Genomic DNA, 13092 nt, shown 5'->3' with positions numbered 1-13092 from the left:
AAACCTTCAAAAGTTAATTAAATGACTCCGTATAATCAGGCTATAAACTTCTTAAATGAGCAATTACCCATGTTCTCTAAACAAGGACAGAGCGCAATAAAGAAAGGTTTGGAAAATGTAAGTAAAATATGCGAATTTCTTGATAATCCTCAATTAAAATTCCCTTCTGTTCATATTGCAGGTACAAATGGAAAAGGAAGCACAAGCCACATGATAGCGGGGGCCTTGCAACAGGCGGGTTATAAAACGGGACTTTACACTTCGCCTCACCTTATAGACCTTCGCGAAAGAGTTAGAATTAACGGCATTCCGGTTTCTGAAGATTTTGTAGTTGATTTTGTAGAAAAGACAAAACATCTTATTCCTGAAATTCAGCCATCTTATTTTGAATTAAACGTTGCAATGGCTTTTATGGCCTTTGCGGAACAAAAAGTTGATATTGCCGTAATCGAAACAGGATTGGGCGGGCGCCTGGACAGTACAAATATCATAACACCGGTATTGTCTGTCATTACCAATATAGGTTTGGACCACACACAGATATTAGGCGATACCTTACCATTGATTGCCGCTGAAAAAGCAGGAATTATTAAAGAAAAAGTTCCCGTAGTAGTGGGCGAGACGCATCCTGAAACAGAACAGGTTTTCTTTTTGAATGCACTTGCAAAAAATACAGTTGTTGTTTATGCTGATAGTTTGTGGGAATTGGTTAAAGTAAATCAGGATGCGCATTTTCAATATTTTAAGGTTATCCATAAAGCCGATCAGAAAATGTATGATCTGAAAACAGACCTTATGGGTAATTTTCAGGTACATAACATTAAGACCGTTCTGACAGCAAGTACGTTACTATATAATTTAGGTTGGGAACTGAGTCTGGATAAAGTATTAAATAGCCTTTCTCATGTCAAAAGCACAACTGGTTTAAGAGGTCGTTGGGAATATTATCAGCAACAGCCCACTATTATTCTGGACGTAGCGCATAATCCTGACGGACTGGAATATTTAAAAGGCAATCTTGACAATTTAAAAAAAGACGGGAAAAGTAAATTACATATTGTGTGCGGGTTTGTAAAAGATAAAGATGTGCCTGCTGCATTGTCTTATTTTCCCAAAGATGCAATTTACTATTTTACACAGGCTAATATTCCTCGTGCGATGCCGGCAAACGAATTGGCGCAGATTGGAAATGATTTGGGCTTAACCGGCAATGCTTACAAATCGGTGGACGATGCTATTATTGAGTTTAGCCTTAAAGTAGTTGAAGAAGATGTTGTTTTGATAACAGGCAGTTTTTTTATTGTAGGCGAAGCTTTGGTTTATTTAGAAGGACAAAAGAATACTAATTAATGTGAAATTTATTCAATAGCTCAAAATCAGTCTTTGCATTTCTTGCTTCTATTTCAAATCGATTATTGTAATAACCTTTTTGTAAAGATTCCCATAAATATTTGAAGATGAAATTGAAATAACCATATTCCTGAAATTGCTGTACGTGTTTCAATTCATGACAAAGCCAATGATTATCAGAAAGAAAATCTTGCTTTGAAACATTATACAAATAAATGGTATTACCGATTGTAATAGCCATCTTTGATTGTTTCAGGTTTCTGGCTGCTATCTTTGCAATGAAAGTATCTTCTTTTATATTAATTTTTGTCAGCAATATTCATTTAAGTTTAATTAATTCTATTAATTCAGGCAATGCAAATTAGAGATATTCTCTTTGAAATAGAACGATTCGCCCCGTTGACTTATCAGGAAGGTTATGATAATTGCGGTGTTCAGGTGGGCGATGTAAATAATAATGCAACAGGCGCAATTCTTAGCCTTGATGTAACAGAAGCAGTTGTAGATGAAGCCATTGCTGTCGGTTTTAATCTTATCATTGCGCATCATCCGGTTATTTTTTCAGGATTGAAAAGCCTTACAGGAAAGAATTATGTGGAACGCGTAATTCTGAAAGCTATTAAAAATGATATTACTATCTACGCCGCACATACCAATCTGGACAATGTTCAGATGGGCGTTAATAAACGAATCGCCGATAAATTACTGTTGAAACAAACACACATTCTGGCGCCGGTTTCTCACAAATTGTACAAGCTTTTTACTTATGTTCCAGCGGCAAATGCAGCAGCATTACAACAAGCTCTTTTCCAGGTTGGACTGGGGCAAATCGGAGCATATAGCGAGTGTAGTTTTGGAACAATTGGAACGGGAACTTTTAAAGCTTCTGAAAATGCCAATCCGACTATCGGCCACGCAGGCGGCGCGCGTGAAGAAGTGACTGAAATAAAACTGGAAGTTTTAGTGCCTGAACATTTAAAATCTGTTGCTATTTCCAGCTTAAAGGAAAATCATCCTTACGAAGAAGTAGCTTATGAACTGATTGCCATCGAAAATGAAAACCAAACCATTGGTGCGGGAATGATAGGCGAATTGGAACAGCCGATGAATGTGGGCGATTTTCTCAGATATCTGAAAGAAAAGATGCAGACAGCTTGTATCCGCCATACAGTTCCGCATACAAAAATAATTCAGAAAGTGGCGGTTTGCGGTGGAGCTGGCAGCTTTTTATTAAAGCAGGCAATAGCTGCGAAAGCAGATATTTTTATAACCGGCGATTATAAATATCATCAGTTTTTTGATGCTGAAAACCGCATTATAATTGCCGATATCGGACACTATGAAAGTGAACAATTTACCATAGAAATTTTTTCTGAATTATTAAAGGAAAAATTTCCTAATTTTGCGACTCTTTTTACGAAGACAAACACAAATCCTGTAAATTATTATTTTTAATATATGGCTACTGTAGCAAAAGATTTTTCAATAGAAGAAAAACTTACCGCCGTTCTGACCTTGCAAAAGATCGATTCCAAAAGAGATGAGATTAAAACGTTGAAGGGTGAATTACCTATGGAGGTGAATGATTTGGAAGATGAGGTTGAGGGCTTGCAAACACGCGCAAACAACATTGATTCTGAAATTACCAGCATCACTGATTATATCGAAAGCCGTAAAACAGCGAAGAAAGAGGCCGAAGCTTTGATTAAAAAATATGAAAAGCAACAAGATAATGTAAAGAACAGCCGCGAGTTTGAAGCTATCACTAAAGAAATTGAAATGCAGGAGCTTGAAATGAAGCTTTGCGATAAGCATATCAAAGATGCTTTAGTGAAATTACAAGAGGCTCAGAACTCTAAAATAGTTGCCGGTGAAAGACTGGAAAACAAAAAAGATGCTTTGGTTGTAAAAAAAGCTGAGCTTGACAAGATCATCAAAGAAACCGAAGCCGAAGAAAACGAATTAATTAAGACTTCTGATAAGGCTAAAGAAAAAGTAGAAGAACGTTTATTAACCGCTTACGAGCGTATCCGTAATAGCTATCGCAATGGCTTGGCTGTCGTGCCTGTATTGCGTGATTCTTGTGGTGGATGTTTTAACATCATTCCCCCTCAACGTCAGGCTGAGATTCATCAACGTAAGAAAATTATTGTTTGCGAACATTGCGGACGTGTATTGGTTGATAATGATTTGAATGAAGCTGTAAAGCCATTCTAATTCATACTTGAACATTATTTAGTTTTATGGCTTTTCAAATTATTTTGAAAAGCAGAAGAAATATTATTTAGCGGCGTTTTCTCGAAAGCGCCGCTTTTTTAATTATCAGAATTATGATTGCCAGATGGATGAAGTGTCAGAATTTCATTATCCGGTATCTAACACCTAATATCTAATAAAAGAATGTTATTGACATATCCTGCGCAAGCATTGGATCAATTGGAGTTTAATAAAATAAGGCAACTGCTGTTGGCAAAATGCCGCACGGATGCCGCCAAAAATCGGGTTGAAAATTTAAGGTTCCACACAAAGCTGGAATATGTGGAGATGGCTTTGAAGCAGACTTCCGAGTATAAGAGTACTTTGTTTAGCCATGACCATTTTCCCAATGATTTCACCCGGAATATGGATAGGGAATTGAAATATCTTTCCATAAGCGGCGCTATTCTGAAAGGTGAAGAATTGCTGGCTTTCCGTAACCTCGCTTTGAACATCAAAGAAATACTGCAATGGCTGAAATCGCACGATCCCTTATACCCGCAATTGAGAACGATTGCAGAGAAGATTGTCTACGAAAAAGAAATAACACAGATTATTTCGGCTGTAATTGACGACAGCGGCAATGTGAAAGATAATGCCTCCCGCGATTTGATGGAAATCAGAATGGAGCTCGATAAAACACGTCAGCAGTTGAGGAAAGTTTTTGACAGTATTTTACGCAAGCTGAACAAGCAAGGTTATCTTGCTGACATTTCCGAAAGCTTTTTGAGCGGAAGAAGGACTGTAGCAGTTTTTGCCGAGCATAAACGTATCGTGAAAGGTATTCTGCATGGAGAAAGCGATTCCTCGAAAACAGTATTTATTGAGCCGGAAGAAACCATTGAGTTGAATAACGAAGTGTCTTCTTTGGAAAGAGCGGAACACAAGGAAATTCAACGTATTCTTTCACAGACAACTGCACATCTTTCCGGCTATCATCCGCAACTGGAAAGTTATTACAGAGTCTGTGGTTTGTATGATTTTATAAGAGCCAAAGCTTTATTGGCCCAGGATTTGGAGGCAGAAATGCCGAGGTTAACGGCGCATCCTGTTATTCAATTGATCAAGGCAAGGCATCCGCTTTTATATCTTCATAACCTGAAAGCCGGCAAACCGACAATTCCATTAAACATTACGCTTGATCGTGATGAAAGGATATTGATGATCAGCGGTCCGAATGCAGGTGGTAAAACCGTTTCGATGAAGACCGTCGGTTTGTTGCAAATCATGCTGCAGGCGGGACTTTTGGTACCTGTTGATGAAAATTCGGAAATGGGAATTTTCAAACAAATCTTCATTCACATCGGTGATACACAATCCATAGAAAATGAATTGAGTACTTACAGCGCACATTTGCGCGATATGAAATATTTCATTGACTTCGCAAATGGCAAAACCTTATTCTTTATTGACGAATTGGGAAGCGGTTCGGATCCTAACCTGGGCGGGGCTTTTGCGGAAGCTATTGTGGAAGAACTGGCATCTAAAAAAGCTTTGGGTATTATCACCACGCACTATCTGAATCTGAAAGTAATGGCCGGTAAGGTAAAGGGTATTTACAATGGCGCCATGGCTTTTGATGAAGAGAAACTGGAGCCTTTGTATCAACTGACTATCGGGAAACCGGGCAGTTCTTATACTTTTGCTATTGCTCAAAGAAGCCAGCTTTCACCTAAAGTTATTGAGAGAGCCAGGCAATTGACGGAGCGTGGTCACTTCAAACTGGATAAAATGTTGCACCAGACCGAACAGCAATCTGTAAGGCTTGGGGACAAAGAAAAGCACTTGTCGAAATTGATAGAGCAGAATGAATCGCTTAAAGAAAAGTATGAACATCTGATTGATAAAGAGCGGTTGAAACAACACTATGAAACGCTGAAATTGCAGAATAAAATCAAGAAAGAAGAACTGGATTATTTGCGTGAAACAGAACGCAAATTCAAACAGATAATCCACGATTGGAAGCGCGCTGAAAATAAGCAGGAAGTATTGGAATCAGCTGAAAAAATCTTATTCCGCAAGAAACAAATTCAACAAAACGAGGCCGCAGCAAAGAAGGCCGACAAGAAATTTACAGTTCTTGCAAAAGAGCCGCAAGAAGGTGATTTAGTAAGGCATACCGTAAATCATCAGGTTGGGCGGATCGCAGAAATAAAAGGCAAAAAGGCTGTAGTGAAAATCGGGCAGATGCCATTTACCGTTACATTGAATGAATGGATAACCGTTCAGGCAAAAGAAGAAAAAAGAAAGAAACAACAATAAGATGGGGCGGATTATTTTCCGCCCCATCTTATTGCGTAGTTTATATAGAAATTTCCGCCAGCCACCGTTGATTTATCGCCTGCGCCATAACCGGGAACATAGCTTGGCGCCAGTTGCTGAAATTCTCCTGAATTCAACAGGAACTTAATTCTTGCATTCCAGCCTACAAATACCTGTTTAAATATTTCAACTCTCAGCCCTAAGTTTAATTCCAGCCAGTGTATGAAATAACTTTCTTCAGGCGAAGTGCCTTCTGACGGTGAACCAAAATAAGACGGAACAAGGAACGTAGCATCAGATCTTTTGCCAAAGCCCATGCCATATCTTATACCGATAAAGAAAATGTCGTAATCATGGTCATTGACAATATCAATAACATTTTTGTCAATACCTATTTTAAAGAAAGCACCTGTATTGTCGTATTTAAGATTGGTATAATCAACGGCATTTTTACCGAACCCGGCTTCAAAGACTGCATAATTTTTGCTTCTCAAAAGGTAATCAAACTGCATTTCGTAACCCTTTTTATCTTTATAAATAAAATTGGTTGCAAGCCTCGCTACATCAATACCAATTCGGAATTGATGGACATAAGGTGGTTTAGGCTCCTTTTTTTTTGCAGTAGTGCTTGAATCTGTTTTATTAATAATAAGGCTGTCAACTTTGCCAATTTTAGAGCTGTCGATATTATTAAGTTCATTACCCGGTAAAGTAACCCCGCCATTACTTTGAGCAGTCATTTTGCTGAATGAAAGAACCGATAATAATAGCAATGCAATATGTTTCTTCATTTAAGGCTTCCTTTTAAAATAAAATATAACATTTGCATTTTGCGCCTTATTGGTATTATCATCCGTTAGCGCAGGACTGATGATATAACTCGAATCCAATACATGATTGGTTGATGCTACTCTATCCAGGTTGTAATAATAAGTATAACCACAATTATTGTTGATGAAATGAGGCGTAGATGTATAGAAGAAAGTCAGTGTGTCGTATTGTGTGCCGCTCGTATCTGCCCTAAACCTGTATCTGATGCTATCCTTTGCCGGATTGAACGGACAAGGAAGCTTAATGACCTCTTTACCTGACACGCGATAAGCACTGTCTTCATCTAAAACAAGCATTTCAGGTGCCGGCATAACACTATCCGTTATTCGTTGAATGGTATCAATAATTGTTGTAAAACTATCTATTTTAACCGTGTTAGTATCTAAATATCTTGTCTTAAACTGACTGAAGTTCAATACCAGCGTAGATTGATAGCAATCTGGATCTTTAGGTTTGCATGCTGCAAACAGCAACATTAAACCTATAATTGCAAGGGATGCTTTCTTTAACAATGAATGATTAGGGTGTAACTTCATTCTTACAAGGATTCAATATTCTTTTCAATCTCACGGATAACCAAATCCAGATGTTGTTTTAGTTTTTCTTTATCACCTTCCATACTTCCGGCCGAATAAGCAACAGATTTTAATGTCAGCTCCTGCTGCACTTTTACTATTTCCGTTTTTTGTTGTTCGATCAAAGCGGATTGTTTTTCATTTATTTTTTTTAAACGATCCAAATCCGATTGCACAGCATTATGATGCTTCAACAATTGTTGCAGTTTTTCCTGTAATAATTCCAGTTCTTTCATCCGAAATATTTAAGCTTAATGCTGTGCTGTTGGGAATTGTTTAAAATTATTTATTCTCTTATTAAAGCCTGCAGGTCATTTCTATAAGTCGAAATCAGTTGCTTCATCATGCCATCTACCTCTTCATCTGTCAGTGTTCTGTCATTCAATTGGAAAGTAAAGCTTAATGCCAGTGATTTTTTATCGTTACCGATTTTTTCACTTTCAAAAACATCAAACAGTTCAAAGTTTTTAAGCGCTTCCCATTTTTGTGACTGTGCAATACCTGCCACTTTTGCGTAAGGAACTGCTTTGTCCAGTATCAATGCCAGATCTCTGCGCATGGCCGGGTATTTTGGCAATTCCATGTATTTTACCTTAACGCCTTCCGCTGCATCTGTCAATGACTGCACATCTATTTCAGCATAGAATACCGGTTGTTTGATGTCAAAGGATTTTAACTTTTTGGCATCAACCGAAAATGCTTTAGCAATAAATTGTTTGCCTCTTTTCCATTCAATACCATCTTCAACTTCCTGTTCCTGGATTTTTTTAATGCCGCAAAGTTCAAATACCTGCGCTACCAGCCCTTTTAAATAATAAATATCTGCCGCTTCAGCTGCATGTTGCCAATGCTGACCATCTTTATTGCCCGTAATCCAGATACTAAGTTTGGAAGATTGATTGTATTTATGAACGCCTGATGTACGGTAAATATTGCCGAATTCATATAATTTTAAATCCTGCGCTTTACGGTTCACGTTGTAAGATACTACCTCGAGCCCGCTTTCCAGCATTTCAGGCCGCATAACATCCAGTTCGCTTGATAAACTATTAATCATGCGGACCATCGGCATTTCTTCAGGATAATATTTGCTGTTGGTAATAGAATTGGTTACAATTTCCTGTAAACCTGCATTACTGAGGAATGCAGCAATTTGTTCTTTCCATTTACGTGAAGCAGGGGCAGGACGGCGATGTAGTGAAATATTCAATCTGGATGGAATTACAACATTATCCAGTCCGTCGATTCTTAAGATTTCTTCAACAATATCCGCACCTTGTTTTACATCAGGTTTGTCTGATGGCACTTTTACTTCTATAAAATCATTTCTTTGATCTATGATTTCAAAACCTAAAGAAACCAATATACTGTTGACGTCAGCAATCTTATATTCCTTCCCGCAAAGCTTATTGATATAATCGTATTGTACTTTAATAGCAGTTACAGGTAACGCAGCAGGGTAAATGTCCTGAATGTCGGAAGCAATATTTCCTCCGGCAATTTCACAAATCAATGCTGCCGCACGTTTCAATGCAGGAATGACCATTTCAATGTCGACGCCTTTTTCAAAATGCGTTGCTGCATCAGTGCGCAGGCCATGATGCATAGATGTTCTGCGGATAACTTTTGGCGTGAAATAAGCGCTTTCCAAAAATATATTCCTTGTTTGTTCCGTAATACCGGAACCGGTGCCACCAAATACACCCGCCATGCACATGCCTTTTTCAGCATCACAAATCATAAGGTCTTCACTTCTTAAAACTCTTTCTTTGTCATCTAAAGAAATGAATTTCTCATCCTGATGAGCGAAGCGGACATTGATCTTATGTCCGCTGATTTTATCATAGTCAAATGCATGCAAAGGTTGTCCATATTCATGAAGCACATAATTTGTAATATCAACTACATTATTAATGGAACGGACACCTATTGTTTGTAGTCTTTGAACCAGCCATTCCGGAGATGCCGTAATTTTTACATTTGCAATGGTAAGGCCTGCATATCTTGGACATGCCTCCGTTGCAGTAATATGAATATCTACAGGTAATTTATCAGTTGCAGCTAAATGCTTTGTTTCAGGATATTTTACTTTCCAGTCTTCTTTCAGGTGATGTGTCTGATAAGCGCAAACATCTCTTGCTACGCCGATATGGCTGTTGCCGTCGCTACGATTAGGTGTTAATCCGATATGCAATGTAAAATCTGATGCACCGATATTGAAATAATCTTTTGCCAGCATGCCAATCACAGCATCTTCCGGCAGAATCATAATGCCATCATGACTTTCTCCCAATCCGATTTCATCTTCTGCGCAAATCATGCCTTCACTTACTTCGCCACGAATTTTTGCCTTCTTGATTTTAAATGCATCGCCTTTTGTAGGATGGACGGTTGTGCCAACGGTTGCCACTACTACTTTTTGTCCCGCAGCTACATTCGGTGCGCCGCAAACAATCGGTAAGTTCTCTGAGCCGCCAACGTTCACGGTTGTTACTTTTAATTTATCTGCATCCGGATGTGGCTGGCATGTTATAACCTGACCAATAACCAATCCTTCTAACCCGCCGGGAACAGCTTCTGATTTTTCCACTCCCTCTACTTCCAAACCGATACTTGTCAAAATTTTGCTCAAATCCTCCACCGGTACCGGTTTAGGTAAATAGTCCAACAACCAATTATAGGCAATCTGCATAAATAAGAATTCTGTAATTTTTAAGGCGGTAAAGTTAATGTTTATTAGGCTAATTGGGAATGGACTGCTATTATTTGTTGGCTTTTATATGGAAGCCAATTTTTATGCTTTCTGATTTGAGAAAAGGAATTTTTATACCGCATGTTAATTTATCAATATTTTACCCTTTATTACTTAAATTCGCAACATGCGTAATCGAAACCTGTGTTATTTGTTGCTTGGTGTGAGTCTGCTGGTATGTTGCAGTTTTTTTGCAATCGGACAGGAAAAGACGAAAGCGCTTTACTGTTCTGAAAAATCAGGTAATTATTCTATTCAATGGAATTGGATCGATAAGCCTCAGTCAATAAAGTTTCCGGCAAAAAGCGGTAATCTGAAATTGCCGAAAAAATATATCGTTTTCGAAGTCGTCTCCTCAAACCTGAACAGTAATTTGACTTTATTGAGGAAAAACGGCGGAACTATCACACTGCCCTTTATAGATTCAGCCAGGGGTGTACTTGATTGTCTTACTTTTAAAGTTGTGAATTCCGGTACATTGTCGAAAGAGCTGAATGATAAATACCCTGAAATCGTTTCTCTCAAAGGTTTTGATGTAAAAAACAAGTATAACACAGTGAGGTTTGATTATGACGGAACCTCGATGAATATTTCTGTTATTTGCAACGGCATCAATTACTTATATGCTCCTTACAAGGTGAAAAACAAAGTGTATTATTTATTATTTAAAAAAACAGATAACAACGGGTCGTCCCGTTTAACGAGGTGAAATTATTAAAGCAATTATTTACTTATTTTTTTTATGAAAAAAATCCAAAGCTTAGGGTTAAGTATAATGTTGACCATTGGAAGCATCAGCGTTACACATGGACAACAATACTTTAAAACTTTCGATGGTCATTACGCACCGTCAACAGGTAAACAGTCAATAATTCCTGATAATTACAGGATTTTTTCAGCAAATAACCAAAACCTGCGGTCGTTTTTACACGGTTTGAGTTCGAAGCCGGGTAAAGAGCAGACCATACAACTGCCAACTCCGGATGGTGCTTACCATACATTCAAAATATGGAAAACCTCCATGATGGAGAAAACGCTTCAGGAAAGATATCCGGAAATTGAAACTTTCACTGCAGAAGCTTTGGATAATCCGCAAGTGACTGCAAAGCTTGATTTTACATCAAACGGTTTTCATGCAATGGTTTTTAATGGCAACCGGACTTTTTTCGTTGATCCATATACCGATGCTTTGGATGGCTACTATATGGTTTACTATAAAAAGGATTACCATCGCAACATCAACATCAGGATGGCGTGTGCTGTAGACAACAATGAGATTGCTGATGCAAATGGTAACCTTCCGGAACAAATAGACGGTGAATTGCCACATCTGGGAGCCAAACAATTCGGAACCACGCAGCGAACATATAGATTGGCATTGTCATGCACAGGTGAATATGCACAGGCGGTAGGTGGCGCAAACCCTTCTACATTGAGTGTATTAAGCGCTATGACTACTACTATGAATCGTGTAAACGGAATTTATGAAAGAGACCTTGGAATAAGTATGCAGTTTATCGCTAATCAAAATAACCTGATTTATTTGAATCCTAACACGGACCCCTTTACTGCAAATAATAACGGAGGTACATTGTTAGGGCAAAATGCAAGTAATACCGGCACTGTGATTGGCAGTGCCAATTATGATATCGGGCATATTTTCAGTACAGGCGGTGGCGGCATTGCCCAGCTTGGCTGTGTTTGCAAGAGCAACAATAATAATAAAGCCAGAGGCGTAACGGGTTCACCCAATCCGGTAGGCGATGCTTATGATGTAGATTATGTAGCTCACGAAATGGGGCATCAGTTCGGCGCAGAACATACGTTTAACAGTAATGATGGATCTTGTCAGGGTAATGGAGCAGATAATGCAGCCTTTGAACCGGGAAGCGGTACAACCATTATGGCTTATGCCGGTATTTGTTTCAATGATGACATTCAGGAGCATAGTGATGCTTACTTTCACGCAAAAAGCTTAGATCAGATTTCAGATTTTGTGACAACACAGGCAACTGCATGTGCCGCTACGCAAACAGGTGTTTCTGCCCCGGTATTACCGGCAATTGCGGATACTTTTTTTATTCCAATCGGAACACCATTTGAACTCATTTCTCCTTTAGCTGTAACCGATTCTACAGATACTATATCTTATTGCTGGGAGCAATGGAACCTTGGTAATTTCGGTGAGACAGAAGATGCATCTGCATCATATACTGATGGGCCATGCTTTCGCAGTTTTACACCAAGTATGGAAACTGTAAGAGTATTCCCTCAGATTGAAAATGTGATTATCGGGAATTTATCTGATGTAGGCATGCGTATGCCTGCGGTTTCAAGGCCATTGGATTTTAAAGTTACAGCCAGAAGCATTTATGAAGGATTCGGAACATTTAATATTTCAGAAGACGAATTGCATGTGAATGTATTGGATTCTGCCGGCCCCTTTGTCGTTACCTTTCCTGCATTAGCAGCCGATTCTTTCCCGAGAGGAGGAAACGCTACTGTTACATGGAATGTTGCTAATACAGATATGGCGCCGGTTAATGCAGCTAATGTTGATATATTTCTTTCAGTAGATGGTGGTTTTACATATCCTTTTACCCTTGCAACAGGGGTTCCGAATGATGGCTCCGAAACAATAGCCTTACCTGATACCGCAACTGTAACTGCAAGAGTGAAAGTAAAGGGAGCGGGGAATATTTTCTTTAATGTTTCCCAAACTAATTTTAAAATATACGATCCTGCTAATGGGGTAGGTATTCGTGATGTAGCATTAAATAATGGCATAAGCGTGTATCCTAATCCTGCAAAGGATTTGATTAATATTAAAAATACTTCAGGTTCTGTATTGTCGCTAAGTTTATACAATGTTTTAGGTCAAAAAATATGGTCCGGATTTATGACGCAGAATAGTGCCATTCCTGTCGGAAACCTAAGCAGAGGTATTTACTATCTGCAATTGAATGATACTCACTCCGGAGCAAAAGCAGTAAAGTCTATTACCTTACAATAGAAATTCCTTAATTTTGAACCATAAAACCTGTTAGCGTCAAAGCTTACAGGTTT

At 38.6% G+C, this 13092-nt stretch carries 11 protein-coding genes; 6 read left to right on the top strand and 5 right to left on the bottom strand.

The features are described from left to right. The first annotated feature begins 21 nt into the window (after positions 1-21). Positions 22-1350 (top strand): bifunctional folylpolyglutamate synthase/dihydrofolate synthase, encoded by a 1329-nt coding sequence (locus F0919_RS02590; RefSeq protein WP_150031153.1) that lies wholly within the window; start codon positions 22-24, stop codon positions 1348-1350. Here F0919_RS02590 and F0919_RS02585 read toward each other — a convergent pair. Beyond that, positions 1343-1666, bottom strand: coding sequence for an eCIS core domain-containing protein (locus F0919_RS02585; protein ID WP_150031152.1), 324 nt, complete (start codon positions 1664-1666; stop codon positions 1343-1345). The genes F0919_RS02590 and F0919_RS02585 overlap by 8 nt on opposite strands. A gap of 38 nt (positions 1667-1704) precedes the next feature. On the opposite strand from F0919_RS02585, the gene F0919_RS02580 reads away from it, so the two are divergent. From F0919_RS02580 to F0919_RS02570, 3 genes are all read left to right on the top strand, one after another. Next, positions 1705-2805 carry a Nif3-like dinuclear metal center hexameric protein gene (locus tag F0919_RS02580; protein WP_150031151.1) on the top strand — a complete coding sequence of 367 codons (1101 nt, stop codon included), beginning with the start codon at positions 1705-1707 and terminating at the stop codon, positions 2803-2805. A gap of 3 nt (positions 2806-2808) precedes the next feature. Beyond that, entirely contained in the window at positions 2809-3567 is a 759-nt protein-coding gene (locus F0919_RS02575; RefSeq protein WP_150031150.1) for a zinc ribbon domain-containing protein, read from the top strand. A 183-nt stretch (positions 3568-3750) separates the two neighbouring features. Beyond that, positions 3751-5868 carry an endonuclease MutS2 gene (locus tag F0919_RS02570; protein WP_150031149.1) on the top strand — a complete coding sequence of 706 codons (2118 nt, stop codon included), beginning with the start codon at positions 3751-3753 and terminating at the stop codon, positions 5866-5868. Positions 5869-5879: 11 nt separating this feature from the next. Here F0919_RS02570 and F0919_RS02565 read toward each other — a convergent pair whose 3' ends face one another. From F0919_RS02565 to pheT, 4 genes are read right to left on the bottom strand one after another with little or no spacing between them, the layout of a single operon-like run. Continuing rightward, complete coding sequence (locus F0919_RS02565) at positions 5880-6659, bottom strand: DUF6048 family protein (protein ID WP_150031148.1); 780 nt, start codon at positions 6657-6659, stop codon at positions 5880-5882. Further along, a complete protein-coding gene (locus F0919_RS02560) occupies positions 6660-7235 on the bottom strand; it encodes a DUF6452 family protein (RefSeq protein ID WP_150031147.1) in 576 nt (191 codons plus the stop codon). Between the two features lie 2 nt (positions 7236-7237). Then, positions 7238-7510 (bottom strand): hypothetical protein, encoded by a 273-nt coding sequence (locus F0919_RS02555; protein WP_150031146.1) that lies wholly within the window; start codon positions 7508-7510, stop codon positions 7238-7240. Between the two features lie 50 nt (positions 7511-7560). Continuing rightward, positions 7561-9966 (bottom strand): phenylalanine--tRNA ligase subunit beta, encoded by a 2406-nt coding sequence (gene pheT / locus F0919_RS02550; protein ID WP_150031145.1) that lies wholly within the window; start codon positions 9964-9966, stop codon positions 7561-7563. Positions 9967-10153: 187 nt separating this feature from the next. On the opposite strand from pheT, the gene F0919_RS02545 reads away from it, so the two are divergent. Then, a complete protein-coding gene (locus F0919_RS02545) occupies positions 10154-10735 on the top strand; it encodes a hypothetical protein (protein ID WP_150031144.1) in 582 nt (193 codons plus the stop codon). Between the two features lie 33 nt (positions 10736-10768). Then, on the top strand, positions 10769-13039 hold the full coding sequence (locus F0919_RS02540; protein WP_150031143.1) for a zinc-dependent metalloprotease: 2271 nt from the start codon (positions 10769-10771) through the stop codon (positions 13037-13039). Positions 13040-13092 lie beyond the last annotated feature (53 nt).

Origin of the sequence: Taibaiella lutea, assembly GCF_008629695.1 — a bacterium.
Classification (GTDB): domain Bacteria; phylum Bacteroidota; class Bacteroidia; order Chitinophagales; family Chitinophagaceae; genus Taibaiella; species Taibaiella lutea.
The sequence above is the reverse complement of the archived record's forward strand: the minus strand, read 5'-3'. Positions and strand labels throughout refer to the sequence as shown.